The 19,281-nt window shown below is 56.1% G+C and carries 15 protein-coding genes; 6 read left to right on the forward strand and 9 right to left on the reverse strand.

What is annotated here, in order from left to right; all coding sequences use genetic code 11:
• Positions 1 to 269: 269 nt before the first annotated feature.
• The 4 genes from JUK32_RS13860 to nagA form a co-directional block, all read right to left on the reverse strand.
• Positions 270 to 605 carry a DUF1830 domain-containing protein gene (locus tag JUK32_RS13860; RefSeq protein ID WP_204139452.1) on the reverse strand — a complete coding sequence of 112 codons (336 nt, stop codon included), beginning with the start codon at positions 603 to 605 and terminating at the stop codon, positions 270 to 272.
• A gap of 209 nt (positions 606 to 814) precedes the next feature.
• The gene (locus tag JUK32_RS13865) at positions 815 to 1,033 is read right to left on the reverse strand and encodes a hypothetical protein (protein ID WP_204139453.1); all 219 of its coding nucleotides are present in this window, start codon (positions 1,031 to 1,033) and stop codon (positions 815 to 817) included.
• Positions 1,034 to 1,320: 287 nt separating this feature from the next.
• A complete protein-coding gene (locus JUK32_RS13870; RefSeq protein WP_204139454.1) occupies positions 1,321 to 1,656 on the reverse strand; it encodes a hypothetical protein in 336 nt (111 codons plus the stop codon).
• A gap of 34 nt (positions 1,657 to 1,690) precedes the next feature.
• Positions 1,691 to 2,878, reverse strand: coding sequence for an N-acetylglucosamine-6-phosphate deacetylase (nagA, locus tag JUK32_RS13875; protein ID WP_204139455.1), 1,188 nt, complete (start codon positions 2,876 to 2,878; stop codon positions 1,691 to 1,693).
• 207 nt (positions 2,879 to 3,085) lie between these two features.
• Here nagA and JUK32_RS13880 point away from each other — a divergent pair, with 207 nt between their 5' ends.
• Positions 3,086 to 3,424 (forward strand): hypothetical protein, encoded by a 339-nt coding sequence (locus tag JUK32_RS13880; protein ID WP_204139456.1) that lies wholly within the window; start codon positions 3,086 to 3,088, stop codon positions 3,422 to 3,424.
• Between the two features lie 175 nt (positions 3,425 to 3,599).
• Here JUK32_RS13880 and JUK32_RS28040 read toward each other — a convergent pair whose 3' ends face one another.
• Positions 3,600 to 3,734, reverse strand: a complete 135-nt coding sequence (locus tag JUK32_RS28040; protein ID WP_255538243.1) for a hypothetical protein — start codon at positions 3,732 to 3,734, stop codon at positions 3,600 to 3,602.
• A gap of 373 nt (positions 3,735 to 4,107) precedes the next feature.
• Here JUK32_RS28040 and JUK32_RS13885 point away from each other — a divergent pair, with 373 nt between their 5' ends.
• Positions 4,108 to 5,352, forward strand: coding sequence for a DUF3095 domain-containing protein (locus JUK32_RS13885; RefSeq protein WP_204139457.1), 1,245 nt, complete (start codon positions 4,108 to 4,110; stop codon positions 5,350 to 5,352).
• A 20-nt stretch (positions 5,353 to 5,372) separates the two neighbouring features.
• Here JUK32_RS13885 and JUK32_RS13890 read toward each other — a convergent pair whose 3' ends face one another.
• The 3 genes from JUK32_RS13890 to JUK32_RS13900 all read right to left on the reverse strand — a co-directional run bounded on the left by JUK32_RS13890 (position 5,373) and on the right by JUK32_RS13900 (position 11,700).
• Entirely contained in the window at positions 5,373 to 6,089 is a 717-nt protein-coding gene (locus JUK32_RS13890) for an NnrU family protein (protein ID WP_204139458.1), read from the reverse strand.
• A 378-nt stretch (positions 6,090 to 6,467) separates the two neighbouring features.
• Positions 6,468 to 7,232, reverse strand: coding sequence for a TIGR00297 family protein (locus JUK32_RS13895; RefSeq protein WP_204139459.1), 765 nt, complete (start codon positions 7,230 to 7,232; stop codon positions 6,468 to 6,470).
• Positions 7,233 to 8,049: 817 nt separating this feature from the next.
• Entirely contained in the window at positions 8,050 to 11,700 is a 3,651-nt protein-coding gene (locus JUK32_RS13900) for an SUMF1/EgtB/PvdO family nonheme iron enzyme (RefSeq protein WP_204139460.1), read from the reverse strand.
• A gap of 334 nt (positions 11,701 to 12,034) precedes the next feature.
• Between JUK32_RS13900 and thiO the strand changes: the two genes are divergently transcribed.
• Both thiO and crcB read left to right on the forward strand, forming a co-directional pair.
• Positions 12,035 to 14,005: a glycine oxidase ThiO gene (thiO, locus tag JUK32_RS28730; RefSeq protein WP_204139461.1), complete on the forward strand. Its 1,971-nt coding sequence runs from the start codon at positions 12,035 to 12,037 to the stop codon at positions 14,003 to 14,005.
• Between the two features lie 6 nt (positions 14,006 to 14,011).
• Complete coding sequence (crcB, locus tag JUK32_RS13910; protein WP_204139462.1) at positions 14,012 to 14,389, forward strand: fluoride efflux transporter CrcB; 378 nt, start codon at positions 14,012 to 14,014, stop codon at positions 14,387 to 14,389.
• Positions 14,390 to 14,694: 305 nt separating this feature from the next.
• Here crcB and JUK32_RS13915 read toward each other — a convergent pair whose 3' ends face one another.
• Entirely contained in the window at positions 14,695 to 16,704 is a 2,010-nt protein-coding gene (locus JUK32_RS13915; protein ID WP_204139463.1) for an iron uptake porin, read from the reverse strand.
• A 313-nt stretch (positions 16,705 to 17,017) separates the two neighbouring features.
• On the opposite strand from JUK32_RS13915, the gene JUK32_RS13920 reads away from it, so the two are divergent.
• Positions 17,018 to 18,388, forward strand: coding sequence for an ATP-binding protein (locus JUK32_RS13920; protein ID WP_204139464.1), 1,371 nt, complete (start codon positions 17,018 to 17,020; stop codon positions 18,386 to 18,388).
• Positions 18,378 to 19,281 (forward strand): tetratricopeptide repeat protein (locus tag JUK32_RS27570; RefSeq protein WP_239112654.1); only part of this gene is annotated, 904 nt, incomplete at its 3' end. The genes JUK32_RS13920 and JUK32_RS27570, both read left to right, overlap by 11 nt.

Genomic DNA, 19,281 nt, shown 5'->3' on the forward strand with positions numbered 1-19,281 from the left:
GGTTTCGACTCCGCTCAACCCTCAACCTCTGACCTGGACAGTAATATCGCTGATTGAGCGGAGTCGAAATCAGCCACCTGGTTACCGTTCAACTAGGCCCAGCCACTTAACAATCACAAAAAAAGTCGATAACAAGTTTGTTATCGACTGATGATCAAGATCTGACCTTTCTAAAAAGTCAACGATTAAAGACAATCGTAAAAATATTAAAGTGATTTCAAAAGCATTGATTTCAAAGACGTTCCCGCAATGGCTCGATCAACGCGACTCTAAGAGCCAGCCGATACTGCCGCCGGTTGTTCAGCTTGGGAATTAACCGACATTTGCTGCTCCCAGGGGGCACTTTCCTCCGGATCCACAACTAAGCGGGCGCAAGAAATGGTGTCCGACAAAATGGCACTAGCCATCATGCCAGTATGAATCTCTAACTGAGCTTGGGGCAACGCCTCAAACATCAACCGCTGCCCGGGAAAGACAACACGCTCAAAATACCAGTCACGGATATTAGTAATTCGAACAATTTGCATTTTGCTAGTAACATTCACGTAGCAGCAAAGAATCGTCTCGGATTGGTCAGTGGGAATGTGATCGATGATCTGAGCCATGGGTTTTCAAAAAAAGGTAAAAATTAATAGCTAAATGCAAGTTAACACTTTCAAGGTAAATTTGGCTGTAAACGCGACTACCAACGATCCCCAAGCAATTAAAAATTGCCACAAACCACAACATTCCTGGGGTCAATTGGTATCGCAGACTGCTTTTTAGAAACCTGCCATCCTGACTTCAGCCCCCCGCATCCCCCTTGGGCTGGGGATCAAGGTAGTTCAGCCAACTGCGCCACCGTTAGATAAACTTTCTTTGCGAAGATGTTGCGAACGATGCGGTCATGATTGGCGCAGAAGATGGCTAGCCTTTGATCTTGAATAATCGTGATCGCGCGAATAGCTAAAAGCCTGCATTTAATTTCGTATTCAAAAATACGAAATAGCGTTTGGAAATGTCTTGCTAGAACTTTCTGATTTTCAACTTTCAAACCCTTGAGAGTGATAGATTCAACTCTCCGCAAAATAAGTAGCTAAACATACTTGGAGTACGCCGATCCGCTTTATTTTGGCCTAGCAGGGCGGCTAGACAATGGACTACAAGGTGGTGCTGGCAGGGAAATGCCCACCAGCCTTAAACATAAGATAGAGGCGCATCACTATCCATTAGAGATTCCTTCAAAATCATCATCCCGACTCAACCATGTCGATGTCGTTGATGAGCAGCAAGGAATATTTCATCCAGTGAGATTGCGGACAAGCCATTAGCTGGAACACTCTAAGGCCGATTTTCGGGTAAATCGAAACATTCCATGGACGGTGAGGCCAGGTTGTTGATGGCTTGATACGCCCACTCCCAGGGATACACATCAGAAAATGCGGAAGGAAACTGGCCCGGTGGGCAGACCAGCGGCTCTCCTTCGGCGATCGCGGCTGGAGCCTCAGCATCTCCGTCAGGAGCAGTCATCGCCGGGACAGGGGCGACGGCGGGCGACGGCAAATCGATCAGGCTGCTTTCCGCCGCCAGTGGGGCGGTTTCCGCTTTGGCGACGGTGCCCGCCAGCAATCCGGCGGTACACAAAGCCATGGCGGTCATGAGGAATTTGGCTTGCATGGTGATTCGAAATAAAAATGAGTGACCAACTCTTTTAGGGTAACGCCCTTGCCTGGGCGTGGGCAGACGCTGCCGCAGTGGGATCGAAGAGTTGCAAATGGCCTCGGTCTACCACCCCGAGAAGGCGTAGGGCTGAGTCAAAAATACTGACGTTGGCCACATATCCCGGAGCGAGTTGGCCATACTGGTCGGCCACGTGGATGGCCTGGGCCGGATACCCGCTGGCCATGCGCAACGCTTCTGGCAGGGGAATGCCGACGTGGTGGACGCAGTTGGCGATCGCCGCAATCATCGTGAGGGCCGACCCGCCCAGCGTGCCCTCAGCGGAGACGCATTTGCCGTCGCGGTAATAGACCCGCTGGCCGCCAATGATGAACGAGTCCATGTCAGTACCCGCTGGTGGGGTGGCATCTGTAACGAGCAACAGGCGATCGCCCTTCAACTTGTGGGCTAGCGCCAGGGAGGTGAAATGGACATGGTGACCATCGGCAATGATGCCCGCGTAAATATCAGACTGATCGAGCACTGCCCCCACCATGCCCGGCTGCCGACTTTGCCACGGCGACATCGCGTTAAACAAGTGCGTGGCCATGGTCACCCCCTGGCTAAACCCCTCGACAGCTTGACCATAGTTGGCATTGGTATGCCCCGCAGACACGACGATGCCCGCCTGGGTGAGTGGGGCCATATCGGCGGCGGTCGCCATTTCTGGGGCGAGGGTCACAAGGCGCACGGTCTCTGGCCCGGCTTCCGCGATCGCGGCAATCATCTCGGCATCCGGCGATCGCACATACCTCCCATTGTGAATGCCCTTGCGCTTGGGATTCAGGTACGGCCCTTCTAGGTGGAGTCCTAAGACCGAGTGGGGATGGTTTTGACGATACGCCTGCACCACAGTCATCGCCGCCTGCATGTCCGCATCCGACGTCGTGATCAGCGTGGGCAAAAAGCTCGTCGTGCCGCTGCGCAGATTCGTTTGATGCATGATGTCCAACGTTGCCGCCGCGATCGCGTCATTGAACATAACGCCGCCACAGCCGTTGAGCTGGAGGTCAATAAAGCCGGGCGCAATGGAGGCTCCCCCCAGATCCACCCGTTCGCAGTCAGCGGGTAGGTCAGCCGCTGTCGTCAAGCCTTGAATGCGATCGCACTCGATCAGCAGAGCAAAACCTTCCAGCCCCTCTAACCCGGTGTAAATCCTACAGTTTGTCAGCGCCAACATCGCCGTTCCCTCCCCCCAAACCATCGCTTCCATCTTGCCAGGAAAGGGATCTCGCTTCCGGTTTGCCCTGGTTCATTTCGAGCCCCAATCAGGTGGCAAATGGCGGGATTCATCGCCGCCCTAAAATCAGCCCAGGTCAATAGCTCGTGACAACTTCATGCCAGAATGGCGGTTGTCTGCAAATCCACAACCTCTTCAGGAGACCCTATGGCTATCTCGCGGATTGGTGCGCTGTTGGTTATCGGTGCCGGATTGTTGGGGGCGATCGCTCCCGCCTGGGCGCAGTCACCGGGGCTGTATTATGCCTGGCGCAGCGTCGAGAGTGACCTGACAACCTGCCTTGACCGCTCCACCGCCGCGCTCACCAACGGAGGGCTGACCGATATTCAAGTGGAAGGCAATAGCGTGGCTGGCACGACTGAAAACTCTACTGCTGTCTTTGTCTGTTTAGAAAATTCTGAACCGACAATGGTCATGATTATGGTGTCGAGCATGGATGATGACGCGGCATTCGAGCTGAGGGAAACGCTCAAAGCCAGTTTTTAATATTGGGGCGATGGGGCTCTCTAAGTAGCTGAGCTTATTTAAACGGTAACCAGGTGGCTGATTTCGACTCCGCTCAATCAGCGATATTGCTGGCCAGGTCAGAGGTTGAGGGTTGAGCGGAGTCGTTCGCAAAGCGTCTCCGTGAGGAGAAAACCCGTCTGCGAAATAATTGCGTCTACCTACTGACTGCTCCCGCTTCCGCCAACGGGATGCCCTCGCCCTCAAAGCGCCGCTGCATGTGCCACTGATGAGTCTCTTCAACAAAGGTGGCGATGATGGGGCTGAAATGGCGCTGAAAATTTGCCTGCACTAGAGCCCCGCCAATCCTGTAGAGGTTTCGCAGAAAGCTGGTGTTGCCTGACTTTCAGCTTTCTGGATGCCTTGGCGATCGCGCTTTTGGGGCAGTTCCAGCTCTGTAGAGCACCGATTAGCTCGGCTTCCAGCCTGCCGCCCTGGCCCATCGGTGCGAAGACGCTACCTGGATAGCCTAGCCCAGCCGTCTCGAAGGGCAGCGATCGCGAGACTTTGGGGGACTCCAAAGAGTCGGTGCTAATAACTTTCGAACCGAATCCATGCGGTATCAGGGCCCCTTGACTCAGAATAGGGGTAGGGCAGATTGGAAAGTTACGCGGCAAATAGACGGTCATCTACCACTTCCCTATTCGCTTACTGTGGCTGTCACTATGACCTCTCAGGATTTTTACGCGACTTTACCGGCAGTCGATGATTTGTGGGCACTCGCCGATCCGGCGGCCTATGTCTCGGTGCCCGATGACTGGTACGTGCTGGTGACGGATGTCTGTGGCTCCACAGCAGCGGTACAAGCCGGGCGCTATAAAGACGTCAACATGTTGGGGGCCAGCTCGATCATGGCGGTGCTCAATGCTCTGCCGGGGGCAGAAATCCCCTTTATCTTTGGCGGCGATGGCGCTTCGATGGTGGTGCCGCCGTGGCATTTTGCCGCTGCCCGTCAGGCTTTGTTGGGAGTGCGCCAATTAGCCACCACCGCTTACGGTCTCGATCTCCGGGTGGGAGCGGTCCCCGTCGCCGTGGTCAATCGGCATCATCCGCTCAAGATCGCCAAATTTCGCCAGTCGGCGCAATATTGTCAAGCCAGCTTCATGGGCGGCGGGATGACCTTTGCGACGGAGTTAATCAAGCAAGATGCGCTCTATCGATTGGAGCCTGCGGAAAGGTGCCCTGAGGCTAACCTGACCGGGCTGGAATGCCGTTGGCAAGAAGTCCCCAGTCCTCATGATCACACCCTTAGTTTGATTGTGACGGCGTTAGACAGTGCCCCGACCCGTGGGCCTCACATCTACCAAGAAGTGGTGCAGACCATTGGCCAGATTTTTGGTGAACCGGAGGCGTATCATCCGGTATCCATCGCAGGGTTGCGACTTGCGTTGAGTCCTCGCCAATTGGGGGCGGAGGTGCAGTTGCGATCGCCCACAGCATCGCGGTGGGCGCGGTGGCAATATCACCTGCGCGTCTGGGCGGAAAATCTGCTGGGCACGGTGTTTATGAGACTCGGGCTGACGGTAGGTGGCGTCGATTGGGGCGAGTACAAACCGGCCATTCGAGCTGCCACGGATTTTCAAAAACTGGACGATGTGTTGCGCATGGTGATTGCGGGAACGTCGGCGCAGACTCAGCAACTGGTGCGGTATTTGGAGCAGCGATCGCAAAGCGGACACCTGGCCTATGGCCTGCATGTCAGCGATCGCGCGGTGCTCACCTGCCTGATTTTGAATCGGCAAAATTGCCACTTTCACCTGATTGACGGGGCGGGGGGCGGCTATACCCTGGCCGCCAAAGACCTGAAAACCCAGCTACAGGCGAAGGCGCAAAACTGGCGCACCTACTCGCACCTGGCGAGCTATCGGCGATCGCGATCGCCCGCCCAGAAGCCCCAAGAACCCGCGTAGTCAGTCAGCGGCCCAAGCGCCTACCAAGTCAGCTGTTGGCTAGCTTGGATGAGTTTGGGATGCACCCACCAAAACCCCATCACAAATAGCAGAATGCCCAAATACGCGGGTTTCACAAATTCCAGTAGCTTCAGCTCTTGTCGTCCCTGCAAAATGGCGAGAAAGGGCACCACTGACGTGCGCTCTTTCACCTTGAGAAAGGCGTCGCCATACTTTACTTGCCAGCGGCGATCGCCATGCCACACCCCAAAGAGATGATGCACAATCAGGCCAGCGGAGGTGACGAGCATAAAAGTGGTGCCCAGCCACAGCGTATGGGCGATGCACCAGAGCACCTGACCGACCATCTGGGGATGCCGAGTGATGCGAATGATGCCCGTTTCGTACAGATGAATTTCGGGCTTTTGGACAGCAGCAATTTCCAGCAGGTTAAAGGTGGCGGGATATAGAAAGATAAAAGAGATTGCCGAGGCGATCCACACCCCTTCAAACATGCCGGGGACGCCCTGCACATTCCACAGTTGCGCCCCGTCGTAGCGATGAATGATGAAGTAAATGATCAGCACGCTGGCAAAGGGAATGCTCACCAGGGCAAACAAGACGCGATAAGCGCGGGCACCGATGAGTTTTTCGCCACGGGGACGAAGGGCGGCGAGGCCACTGTGGGCGATCGCAAACCCGACCAATAACCCCACCATGATGAAGTGACTGGGGGTTAACCAAGACAATGCTGCCATCGTGCCAAATCCATGCTTGCTGGGTGAACAATTGCCTGCGGTACACCGTTCATCGCGATTCACTGACGAACAGCCGACCGTATAGCTTTTCTATCGTTAGCGGGTGCTTGTACTGATCCCCCTCAATCCCCCTAAAGCCCTTCGGGCATAGCTGCTCTAGGAAAAGGGCATTCACATAATTCAGTCGCCAAGCCCTCATCCCCCAGCCTCTTCTCCCAAATTTGGGAGAAGGGGAGCCGGAGAAAGTCCCTCTCCCAGTTTTGGGAGAGGGATTTAGGGAGAGGGCCGACAGATGCCTATGCAAGTATGTCGTTACCCTTTCAAGGGAGCGGTGACAGCGGGGGATCGAAAACCTGCTACACCCATTCATCGTAAAGCTTAGAAGAATAGTAAAGCGAGTAAAATCGCCGCGATCGCGCCAATGGTCGTATTCGCGATGTTGACCAGTTCATTCGTAAGCCAGGGCAATTGCTCTTGCAGCGTCGCGCCAATCACGCTCTCCGCATTGGTCGCGATAAAGGCCGCGATCAAGCACAGCAGCGCCCCCATCGGGGAAATTAAGCCCGTCGCCAACCCCACCGCCGCCATCACCGCTGAGCCCACGATGCCAGCCAGCGTCCCTTCCAGGCTGACTGCCCCCTCGGTGCCCGCAGGGACAGGCCGCAGGGTGGTAATCAAAAACGTGCGCTGGCCGTAGGCTTTGCCGACTTCGCTGGCGGTCGTGTCCGACAGTTTGGTGGCAAAACTGGCCACGTAGCCCAAGCTAAACAGCCCGATCCACACCGCATCTAGCCCACCCCACCAACCCTGTTGAGTCACCAAAACGCCTACGGCACACACCGTCGCGGTGAGGGCAGAGCCCCAGACATTTTCTGGCCCGCGCACGCCGGAGCGCTTTTCGGCAATGCCCGCCGCTTCCTTTTCCGCCATGCCGATGCGGGTGACCGCCGTGCCCACCAAAAAGTACACCATCACCACGGTGTACCCTTGCCAGCCCAAACAGCCCCACACCAAGACCCCCAACACCCAAGCGTGCAGATAACCCGCTGGGGTCAGCAGCTTTTTGGGGAGGAGCCAGGCGATCGCCAGCAGTCCCGAGTTGAGGGCGATCGCAACAATCCACGGCAGGGCAGCAGGGGGCATGGCAACGGTTCCTGAAAAATGGACGGGGGCATGTTTCCAGCATGGAGCGATCGCCCAAGCTCGTCAATCTTCCAGCTACACTCGGCATTTTCCAGTATTCAGCTGCCATTGGGCTAGTGCAATCGATTGCGGCATTGCCCAGGCAGCGCTGGAGCACAATTTAATTGGGCCTCATCCCACCACGCTATCGAGCCCAAAAATCGTTGGCCCAAAAAACGGAGAGAGCCAGCCAATTCTTCGGCGAACCTACCAAAGTGACTGGCTCCGGTTGATTTTTGGAAGCAGTCGCCTGCCTCTCTGAAAACAGGTCTGGACTCCCCTATGTACGCTCGATGCAATCCCTTGCACCAATTCTGACCGTGGGGAGTGCTGGGCGCGGCAACGCACACCACCCGAAAACCGAGATTATTGTTGCGGTCGCCGGGGGATTTGTAGTTGCGAACCGCCGAGCGGCAATGGCGCGGATTGTTGTTCCACGAGCCGCCCCGGCTGCTAATTGCCTGTTCTCAACGTCAAGTCTCAGCGAGTGAGAATTTTGACGCCCAATCAGCATAGATCATCAGGAGTTACGCATGGGCGATAGTTGAACATGCTGCGAGATCCCCCCGGTTATCGCCACCCCCCTTATTAAGGGGGGCAAGGGGGGATCTATACCCCATCGATAGAGGTTGTCATGTTGAATGGCTTTAGTCTTATAAACCATCGCGAGGCCCCACTGCCAAAATCGCAAAAAAATTTGAGGCGCTGCGCGCCAGGGGAGAAGAGAGTAAAAGATGAAGAAGTGTAAAGAGTAAGAGGGCAAGAGCGCAAAGGGGAATCAGGGCGCGGCAACGCACACCACCCGAAAACCGAGATTATTGTTGCGGTCGCCGGGGGCATTATGGTTGCGAACCGCCGAGCGGCAATCGCGCGGATCGTAGTTCCACGAGCCGCCCCGGCAGACCCGGCGATCTTGACTGCTGCCCTCCATCCAGGCCGTGCCGTCCGTCGGCGCACTGTCATAGTTGCCATGCCACACATCCTGGCACCATTCCCAGACGTTGCCATGCATGTCGCACAAGCCAAATCGATTTGCCGGAAACATGCCTACGGGGGTGGTTTTTTCTCTGAACTCACCGTATGGCCCTTCCCCATAATTGCCAGGGTAGGTCGTGTCCCCAATTTTCCAATCTTGCCCCCGATAATTTGCTAGCGAGGTTGTGATCGTCTCGCCGAAATGAAAGGGCGTAGTGGTGCCGGCCCGACAGGCATATTCCCATTCGGCTTCCGTGGGTAGCCGATAGGTGCGGTTCGTGTAGGCAGATAGGCGCTGGCAAAATTCCACCGCCTCTTCCCAAGACACCTGCTCCACTGGCTGCTGGTCATTCCCTTTGAATTTAGAGGGATTGGCACTAAGACGGCGATTGACTCGCGGTAAGGCCGCCACCTGCCGCCACTGCACCTGCGTCACCGCATACTTCCCCATAAAAAACGGCGACACCGTCACCTCGTGCGGCGGCCCTTCATCATCTCGACCTTCCTCCTCCGGCGTTCCCATCACAAACTGCCCACCCGGTATCGCCATCATCTCCAGCGGTATTCCTTTCCCCAGATCTTCGACAAAAAATCGCGCTTGATGCCACTCCTGTTGGATTTCCTCACCCTTCGCATTCACCGTCACCACTTCAAATGCCGCCAACGGTATCACCCGCTCAATGCCACAGTCCATAAACCGCCGGAGTAAAACCTCTGACTCCCAATCTGATTCCCGCTGTGGATAATGCCCCGGAAACCAAGACGGTTCAATTCTTTTAGTTTGGGGTGTCGTCTCCCACCCTACAGCCATCCCAAATCGCCTACGCTTGCCATGCCCACTGCCCAAAGTCGCTTCCCAGATTCCTGCCTGTACGCCAAAGCCATATCGCCCCCCCGAGTAATGCACCCACAGCGACTCAACTTGAGCTAAGCAGTGGCAAGGCGTATTGTCCTTAAGGGGATTGTCTAGCCCTGTTTGCTGCTGCTCCTGATGTTTTTTTGCTCTTGCTAACAGCGATCTTGTCTCTGCATCTGCTGCTTGCCAATCCTTAAACTCTAAAAGCTCCTGGAGTTCATGAAACTCCGAGGCAACATGAGCTTTTACAACCCGAATGCTTCTAAGCAACTCACCTTTGCCACCCAATGTCCAACCTTCAGAACTCAATTCCTCCGGAGTCCTTGTTCTTTGCAATTCGTCGTCAGTAGGCAATCTGAAGTAATAGTGCTCGATGGGGTCTTCTGTCGGATCTGGATCAATCTTCACAGCGTATTTAGCAAACTCTTTGCGATCGCTTTCCGAAATCTCTTCAAAAAAGTCACTGACATACCGCTCATCAGTATCGAAATATTGCAACCAGCGACAAAACTCCAACGCATCATCTAGAGAAATATGAGTTTCAGGCCGCAAAGGGTCTTCTGGCGTGTACCAAGGCTTACGGGTCTTATCCTCGCCAAACCACATCCCGCGCTCGATTAGAAAAAGCTGATACTCAGCCCGCGAGATTAATCCTCGGTCAATTTGAGTCCCATCATCCAACCGCAAGAGTTGATTGAGTCGCCGCGTCAGCTTCACTCTGGCAGCAAGTTCAGCAATCTCAGCATCCGCTGATTCCAAGCTAAACTCCTCTAGCCTTGCCCTCGCCTGAGGCGACAGACTTTTCCCTTCCTCAGCACAGTCATAGGCAATGCTCAAAGAGTCACGAGTTGGTTTATCCAAGGCCGCGTTCACTAGGGCTGTCGTGTCGTTCTTGGCGGCAAATAACCGAATCGTTTCATGCCACCAGGTCAGCTGAATATTCTCAACCAGCAACCGCACTTGATCGGCCTCCTTCACTTGCGCCGAGGCCAAATATTCCTGAAAACTCAAGTGGGCAAACTGATACAGCCCCGCTTCACGTTCCAGCAGCAAACCACTCACCGTCTCAATGTGCGCTAGAAAAGCGGTCGGCGTCACCGTATCGCCAGCCACATTCCTCAACGGTGCGGCAATCATCGCCACCGCCTGCTCCAACGAAAACTCTCGGTCTTCTCGCTCCATCAGTTCCAGCGCCAGCACCTGCAATACCGACTTTTTCTGCTCCGCCTTCAGCGGAAACGGCTCCGTCAGCCCCTTCGCCTCTTGCCGTCGCACCAGCAACACATCACAAATCTCGTCATACAGATCCACCCGACTCCCTGGCAAGGCTCCCCGGTTGTCATGCACCGTGGCGATCATCGTCAACAGCAGCGGGTTCAGCGCCATCGCCGCCAGCGGCGGATAGTTTTTGATGCGGCCAATCAGGTCATCGGCCTTGTCCACGGCTGCGGCCTCAACGCCGGGGTCAGGCTTCCGCGCCTGTCGCAAAATCTCATTTTGCAGATACCACCGCCGCAAAAACAGCTCCATCTGCTTCAGGTTAAAGGCTTGCACCCCCAACGTGGTGCGGGCTTCCTCTAGTTGGGCATTGCGATAGCCATAGGGTCGCGAGGTCAAGATCCACCGCGCTTCGGGATACGCCCGCATCTGCCCATCCACCCACTGACTCACCTGCCGCCGCTGGGTTTCATCCGCCACCTCATCCAGCCCGTCCAGCATTACCAAACAGTCACCGCTCAGCAACTTCGACTCAAACCACTGGGGCGACAGGTTCAAGGTTTTGCCCTTGGGCAAGGTTTTCACCTGCTCCACAATCACAGTCGGCAAATCCTTGGGGGAGGCTGCCGTAATGTCATCCCGAATTTTGTGCAGCGGCAGCAGCACCGGCACCAGCGTTGGCACCTGGCGACTACGGCGACGATGGGTGTTGTAGGCATAGGTCAGCGTGATGTGCTTCAACAGCGTCGTTTTGCCCGACCCCGGTGCCCCGATAATCACGATGCGCTGATAAGCCGGTTCGCGCTGACTCTCCGCCAAAAAGTCCCAAATTTCCAAACCTTTTGCCGTCTCTTGCCGCTGAATCAACGCCGGAGAAATTTGCTCCAGACTTTTCGAGGTGATCCGCAGCGGCACAAACACCTTCGCCAGATCCGGGCTGAACTCTCCCGGTGTCTTCAAACCCTGAGTACGATAAGTGCGGTAGCCATAAATCAAGCTCTGGTAATAAGCGCCCTTAAATTGTGGCGTGACTTTCCACCAAAAGCGCACCAAGGCACTCTCAAGCTGGGCCACAATCCACTCTGCGAGAGAATCCGTGCTCTCTTCTAACCGTTCCTCAATGCGGTCTAAGACCTTGTTCGTCAGGTCAGCAAAGAACTTGGCAAAAATCGCCAGTACCGTCACGCCGATCGAGGCCAATCCAGTCAACAGCGCTAGCCCCCATTGCCCTGACCGCAGGAACTGTATGGTGGCCACAATACCAACCCCGCCCGGAATGCCCAGCACCCGCAAGATCATCTGCGTGCGTTGCTGACGTTGGCGGCGGCGTTGGTCTGTGGGGTCGGCGGCGGGCGCTGGCGCGGGACGAGTCTCTGCCATAGGGTTGGGCGCTTTAGAGTGATACTTTGCGCCCAGTGTATTTCATCCCCAAAGTTGTCTTTGTCGATGATCCGCTAGGCTTCAGATTTGGGCGATTCCCTTAAATCCTCCATGTGCGATCGCCTCCGGGGTGAATCTGCCTGACAAAAACTTAAAGCTATTCCGCTGCTTCGCCGGACAAGGTAATGGCTCCGGCAAGATCGGGCGATCTCATTCACAAGTTGCTCAGTGGCATTAGAGCAGCAGGCTTAAACGATTCGCGCTAGCAGTCGAGATCGCCTCAGTTCGTTTAGGATCTATTCGGAACTAAACGACATTGAGGTGGGCGAAAGGCATGACGGGGACTCCAGATGTCCTAATTGTGGGGGGCGGTGTGATCGGGTTGGCGATCGCCCTCAAGTTGCGACAAGCCTCATTGTCAGTGACGGTGCTGAGCCGCAATTTTTTGGAAGGGGCGAGTCACGTAGCGGCAGGCATGTTGGCCCCCGGTGCCGAAGACCTGCCCCCCGGCCCCCTGTTGGACTTGTGTCGGCAAAGTTTGCAGCGCTATCCCGACTGGGTGCAAAAGCTGGAATCTCTCACCGGGCAAGCGGTGGGCTACTGGCCCAGCGGCATTATCGCGCCCCGCTGGCAGCGCCCGGTGGATGTGAGCGATCGCCCTGACACCCAGGGCCGCTGGCTTGACGCCGCGCAACTATCCCATTACCAAGCGGGCTTGCCGACCGCTCTCGCCGGGGCTTGGTGGTATCCCGAAGAGGGGCAGGTGGAGCCGCGATCGCTCTCCCAGGCTTTGCTCACGGCGGCTCGTGAGGCGGGGGTCGAGATTCACGAAGGGATCGAAGTGCAGGGCTTGGTGCAGCGATCGGGCCAAGTGCAGCAGGTGCAAACCACAGCGGGACACTTCCGAGCCGATCACTATGTGCTGGCGACCGGGGCTTGGAGCAATGACCTCTTGCCGATTCCCGTCACGCCGTTAAAAGGGCAAATGGCGGCGGTGCAAGTGCCCCCCGACGCGCCGCAACCGCAACCACTCCAGCGCGTCCTCTTTGGCGAAGACAAGATTTACATCGTGCCTCGCCGCAATGGGCGCATTGTGTTGGGGGCCACCTGCGAAGATGTCGGCTTTACCCCCGGCCTCACGGCGGCGGGCATGGCTCACCTGTTTCACAAAGCGGTGGAGTTGTATCCCCCCCTGCGCGACTTCCCCGTACAGGAAACCTGGTGGGGATATCGCCCCACCACGCCGGATGAAGCCCCCATCCTCGGCCCCAGCAGTTGCCAAAACCTGACCCTGGCGACGGGCCACCACCGCAACGGCATTTTGCTGATGCCAATCACCGCCGAGATTGTGTCAGACTACATTCTGGGTCGCGTCACGCCCTTGCTCGCGCCCTTTGCCTGGCAGCGCTTCGAACGTTCAACGCCCGCGCCACCCGTCCCTTTACCCACGTCATCCTCTATGACTTTACTGGCTACCCCGACCACTCCCAACCAGATCCCCCAAGGGTTTGAAGATTCGCCCTTAGAAATCGCGGGTCGCAAATTCACCTCGCGGCTGATGACGGGCACGGGCAAATACAACGACTTTGAGGTGATGCGGCAGGCGATCGCCGCCAGCGGCAGCGAAATTGTCACCGTCGCCGTCCGGCGGGTGCAAACCAACGCCCCCGGTCATGAGGGTTTGGCCGAAGCGCTGGATTGGTCGCGCATCTGGATGCTGCCCAACACGGCGGGCTGCAAAACCGCCGAAGAAGCGGTGCGCGTGGCGCGATTGGGGCGCGAAATGGCGAAACTGCTGGGCCAAGAAGACAACAACTTTGTGAAGCTGGAAGTGATTCCCGATACGAAATACCTACTGCCCGACCCCATTGGCACCCTGGAAGCCGCTGAGCAACTCGCCCAAGAAGGCTTTGCCGTGCTGCCCTACATCAATGCTGATCCGCTCTTGGCAAAGCGATTGGAAGAGGTGGGCTGTGTGACGGTGATGCCATTGGGATCCCCCATCGGTTCGGGGCAGGGCATTCGTAATGCTGCCAATATCAGAATCATCATCGAAAACGCCAATGTGCCGGTGGTGGTGGATGCGGGCATTGGTACCCCCAGCGAAGCGGCGGCAGCGATGGAAATGGGAGCCGATGCGCTGTTGATTAATACCGCGATCGCCAAGGCTCAAAATCCGGTGGTGATGGGACAAGCCATGGGCATGGCGACGATCGCTGGTCGCATGGCCCACACGTCGGGACGCATTCCCGTCAAAGCCTATGCCAGCGCCAGTTCACCGCTGTCGGGCCGCATCACCGAGTAGTGCCGCGTGGATTGGACGCCCATCGCCATCAGTATCGGGGCGGTCGGGGGTGCCCTGAGCCGCTATTACCTGTCGCTGTACTGGTTGCAGCGGTTGGGCGATCGCTTTCCCTATGGCACGCTATGCGTCAATCTCACGGGCGCTTTTGCCATGGGCTGGGTCGCCACCGTGGCTCCCCGCTGGGGCCTTTCCGAACTCGGGCAAACGCTCCTGATGACGGGCTTTCTCGGGGCCTACACCACCTTTTCCACCTACCTGCTAGATACGGTCAAGCTGCTCAGCAGTCAGCAACGCCTCCAAGCCTTGGGCTATTGGCTGGGCAGCACCAGCCTGGGGCTCGTGTGTGTAGAACTGGGTATTTGGCTAGGGGGGCTGTGGCGATAGCGATCGCGGCACTGCTCTGGCGACATTGGCATCAATCAAAAGTCTGGAAACCGGCTTTTTCGGCCCTGCCAGGAATCACCAGTTTCTCAGACTTGAGGAAAATACCAAATCATTGGCAATCGCCCATAACTCGCTAGTGCAACCTCATCCAGGTTCAGAAGTGGAGTTTTGACGTTTGTCCGACCTCACCGCCTGCGGCCCCTCTCCTTATCAACGAGAGGCTTAATGACAGTCTGCTTCTCAAGAAGATGAGAGGTGAGGTTTTGATGGCTAAACATAACTCCAGTTTTCAACTTAGACGCGGTCTAGAAGAACAGCTGCGTTTGCAGGTTCAGGAAGTAGAGGTTGCCGTTGTCGTCAAAGTTATTGGTGTTCATCACCCAATAAAACGACGGCATGATGGCGATGTTGGCAGATAGCGGATAGCGATAAGACACCTCTAGTTCCTGCTGGGTGCCGCCATCACCGCCCCCGGCCACCATGAACTCGCGACCATCCAGAATATCGAACGGCACCACATAGGAGATGGTGCCTAGTGCTCCTTCCTTGAACAGATCGGGAAAGGCCAAGCCAAACTGGAACGATTGGGCTTCCACCGAGCCGACGTTATCGTCATCGTCGATGAGGTTAGTGCTGCCATAGCTATAGCGCCCAAACAGGCCCAGCCAGTCTAAGGCGGCCCAGTCAAAGTTGACCAAAAAGGTGTCAGCTGTAGCGGCATCGAGGGCTCCGCCAACGCCGTCGTCGGCTAAACCATAGAGGGGCTCGCTCACCGCGCCACCAATTTGGCCCGCCCCATTGGGCACCAGGCGCGATCGCGTATACAGCAGCCTCAGATTGACGTCATCCAGGGGTTGCAGGCCCAGTTGTGCCGTCAGGGTATGTGCCCCGCCAAACAGGCCGCGCGACGGATCGGGCACGGCGGTGCTGGTGAGGAACTCAGTATTTTCGGCCAGCCAACCCACGCGGAGATCCGCCCAATCGGCGATATCCCAAACCATAACTGCGCCAGTGCCGCGATCGACGGCATTAACTTGGGTGCCGCCGCTGGAGTTGAAACTGCTGGCTCCGGTGAGAAAGAAGGTATAGCGATTGTTATCAAAGAAGCGATACCAGTTAATCCGTGGCCCCACCTCTAGGGAAACCTTGTCGCCGATGGGGAAACCGTAGCTCAGTTCGCGAATATAGATGTCGTTGATGCTGCCGCCCGGAGTGCCCGTTTGCAGGGTAAATGGTGCGCCGAAGGTATTCAATAAACCCGCCGATGTGTACAGGTTGGAGCTCGCATTGCCATCCCCCGCGACGAACTGCAAGGTGAGCCGATCCGACCCGGTAAAGGAGCTGTCAAAGTTAATCCAGGTGTAGTAGCTAAAGGTGACCTCAGGATTGGTGTCGATGGTTTGGACAATCGGGTCACCCTGGGCGTCGCGGCCACCGACGAAGGCATTCCCCGCAAAGGTCCGCTCGGTCAAAATCGGGGCGTCTCGAAAGCCGCTATTAATGTGGGCAAAGACATTGCCCCGCAGTTTGGTCACGGTGGCAAACTGGTTAGCGCGGAGTTCGACGACATCGGCTTCGATCGCCTCCACGCGGCCAATTAATTCGGCGAGTTCGGCGATGAATTCATCCGTCAGGCGCTGGATAGTGGCGAGGTCGGCGGGCGAGAGGCCATTGTCGGCGATGAGAAACCGCATGGCGTCCAGGCAAGAATTGAGACCGGCGGCAAATTCATACCGCGTCATGAAGCGATCGCCCCGAAAAGTGAAATCGGGATAGCCTTCGAGGCAGCCGTACTCTTCGACCAGGCTGGCGAGGGCCTGATACGCCCAGTCATCGACGGAGACATCCGTTAGCTCAGTGATTTCAGACACCTGGGCCAGTTGCCTCGGGGCGATCGCGGCCAGGGCCTCGGCTTCCGTGGTCACGGTTGGCGCATCGGTAGCTGTCCGGGCGGCGGCCAAATCAGTCACGAGGATGGGCGTCTGGCGATCGCTCGTGGCCTCCAGTTCCCCCTCGGCGGTGGCGGTGGTTAAGTCTTGGCCGGGGCTGGCAACCGCTGTGGTTCGCGCTGGCTCCATCGACAGTTGCCCGGTAGTTGCCGCGCTGGCTTGTGGCACGGTAGCGGCATCAGCATCAGCTGCGGGCGATGCCACAGCGGTGGGGGAGACCGCTGCATCTTTTTCAAGGGAGGGTGCTGAGGAGATCGCGGGGAGGGCGATAGTCGCAGCGAGCATCAACCCCGTAAGGCTACCGTACTGAGCACACCGGACTTTGGCAGGCGGCATCAGCGCCTCCCAAACAGAGATATGGGACATAGTTTTTACTCACACCAAATTGATACGGTGAAAGTAACAATGCTGTTGTGTACAAGTAGTGTTTAAAGCAACAAAAAACGTTGTTTTCGGTTTTCCCCCGTCCTGGCCCATCGGTGGGGGCAGGGGGTAGCGAGAACCATGTTGGCGCGAATTCTGGCCTCAGGGAAGGCGAACGGCCCTACCCCTGCCCTGCCAAAATTCGTTTGTCATCCTCGCGGCCAGACCTCACAAACGGCTCATCTGTCCGCCCATCTCCTAAAATTGCAGTACCCTTGCAACAACTGTTTTCTAGCTGTGGCTACCCGGTGCTGCCGTGAGCGAAGAACTGCTGAGCCAAATTTACAACGCCTTTGACCCCAAGCGCCCGCTAGAGCCGGACGATCCGTTTTATGTGAATTGTCACGAGGTGCGCGGACAAGAAAACATCATCAACGAAGTGGGGCGCAACATTATTCGCTCAAATCAGCCAACTTGCCAGCTTTACACCGGGCATCGCGGAGGTGGCAAATCTACGGAACTACGGCGGCTACGCCATTATTTGCAAGGGCAGCAGCGCCAGGTCGTTTACTTTGAAGCGACTAAAGACTTGGATGATACCGACACTCGGTACACGGACATTTTACTCGCTTGTACCCGGCACCTGTTGGATGATCTGAAGCAACAGGCCAACCCTGGCCCGCTAGTGAGTTGGTTGCAGTCACGCTGGCAGTCGTTGAAAGACCTGGCTTTGACAGAAGTTGAGTTTGAAAATTTAGCGCTAGAGGCGCAGATTGCCCAATTCTCTACCCTAACGGCGACGCTACGCCAAGTGCCTAGCAAACGCAGCGTCATTCGTGAGCAGGTCGATAATCACTCGGTTTCACTGATTGAGGCGCTGAATGGATTTATTGCTGAAGCACAACGCAATCTAGGCGCGACGGAACTTGTGGTGATTGCGGATGAGCTAGATCGGATTGCCTTAATCCAGGACGATAACGGCCACACCAATTACGACGAAATTTACATCTACAACAGCGAACAGATGTGTAACCTGGCGTGCAATGTGGTCTACACCGTACCCATTTCTCAGGTGTATTCTGATCAGTCGGCAGAAATGCGTAATATCTACGGCGATATTCATGTGTTGCCGATGGTGATGGTGCGAATGCGAGACGGCACGATTTATCCGCCAGGGTTGGCAAAAATGAAAGAATTGGTGCAAAAACGGGTTGAGCACTACACCCACATGGCGATGGTGCCAGGCGTGTTTGAAAGTGAGACGGTGCTGGATAGCCTGTGTTTGATTAGCGGCGGGCACATGCGAGAGCTGATGCAGTTGGTGCAGACGGCGCTGAACTGGACGGATGAGTTACCGATTCGACGGCAGGCGATGCTGCGGGCCATTGCCAAAGGACGCGAAGCGTATCAAGACACCGTGAATGAATTGGACTGGACAAAACTGGCGGAGGTGGCCGAGACCAAGCGCGTGCCGAACGATGATGCCTATCGCAAGCTGCTGTTTAACCGCTGTGTGTTGGAATATCGCCTGGTCAAAGAAACGGAGGACGACTTTCAAACGGTGCGCTGGCATGATGTGCATCCGCTGATTCAAAAGCTGGAGCCGTTTGTGCAAGCCGTAGCAGAGCGCCAAGCTGCCCAGGTAACCAACAACCCGGCATCGGAGGACGCAACCGATGGCGCTTGATCCGTTAGAGCAGATTGACCTGTCAGACCTGCCGGACTACGACGCCGATGATGAATATCGAGCGCTGTTGAGAGCCCTGCGACGGCAGCAGGGATTTGGCCTTTTATTTGTGCGGTGCTCGCCCGAGCAGGGCCGTAAGCTCATTGAAAAACTGCAACAAGATCTGCCGCAGAAACACTGCGAGCGGTTGACCTTAACCGAGTCTTTGCCGGGTGGGGACTTTTTTGGTCGTGCGGCAGAGTTTTTGGCAGAACATTCGGCAGATGTCGTGTTTGTCGAGGGGCTGCGGCACTCGCTGCTGGAGTATGAAGACATTAAACGGGCCAGCGGCTGGAGTGAGGCAGAAATCCTTAACTATAGCTGGCGAGATATACCTCTGATTTTGCGGAATTTGAACCAGCAGCGTGACGCATTTCGCAACCAGCTGTCAACTTGCTTTGTCTTTTTAGTGTCGCCGTTTTTAGTAAAATATTTAGCGCGACGGGCTCCCGACTTTTTTGATTGGCGCTCTGGCGTGTTTGAGTTTAAGGACTCGCGGGAAGACATCACCCGCAGTTTAGAGACAGATCGGTTTGAAGACTACGACAGGATTTTGCAGCTGATGCCGGAAGAACGGCGCTGGCAAATGATCCGCATTAGGGACTTACTAGAACAAAATAATATCTCGTCGGAGCAGCATTCACAGTTATTTTTTGATTTAGGAAGGCTTCAGCATGCTGAGAATGCTTATGAGGACGCTATTGCCAGCTATGATTGCGCCGTCGACATCCAACCCGACAAACACGTGGCGTGGAACAACCGGGGCAATGCGCTCTTTAACTTAGGGCGCTATGAGGAGGCGATCACCAGCTATGATCGCGCCGTCGACATCAAACCCGACGACCACAAGGCGT

Origin of the sequence: Halomicronema sp. CCY15110 (assembly GCF_016888165.1) — a bacterium.
GTDB lineage: Bacteria > Cyanobacteriota > Cyanobacteriia > Phormidesmidales > Phormidesmidaceae > Halomicronema.

Coding starts and splice junctions, on each gene's coding strand:
- JUK32_RS13860 (WP_204139452.1), bottom strand. CDS start 605: ATGGCTCAGATCATCGATCACATTCCCACTGACCAATCCGAGACGATT.
- JUK32_RS13870 (WP_204139454.1), bottom strand. CDS start 1,656: ATGCAAGCCAAATTCCTCATGACCGCCATGGCTTTGTGTACCGCCGGA.
- JUK32_RS13900 (WP_204139460.1), bottom strand. CDS start 11,700: ATGGCAGAGACTCGTCCCGCGCCAGCGCCCGCCGCCGACCCCACAGAC.
- JUK32_RS13880 (WP_204139456.1), top strand. CDS start 3,086: ATGGCTATCTCGCGGATTGGTGCGCTGTTGGTTATCGGTGCCGGATTG.
- JUK32_RS13895 (WP_204139459.1), bottom strand. CDS start 7,232: ATGCCCCCTGCTGCCCTGCCGTGGATTGTTGCGATCGCCCTCAACTCG.
- JUK32_RS13885 (WP_204139457.1), top strand. CDS start 4,108: ATGACCTCTCAGGATTTTTACGCGACTTTACCGGCAGTCGATGATTTG.
- nagA (WP_204139455.1), bottom strand. CDS start 2,878: ATGTTGGCGCTGACAAACTGTAGGATTTACACCGGGTTAGAGGGGCTG.
- thiO (WP_204139461.1), top strand. CDS start 12,035: ATGACGGGGACTCCAGATGTCCTAATTGTGGGGGGCGGTGTGATCGGG.
- JUK32_RS13915 (WP_204139463.1), bottom strand. CDS start 16,704: ATGTCCCATATCTCTGTTTGGGAGGCGCTGATGCCGCCTGCCAAAGTC.
- JUK32_RS13890 (WP_204139458.1), bottom strand. CDS start 6,089: ATGGCAGCATTGTCTTGGTTAACCCCCAGTCACTTCATCATGGTGGGG.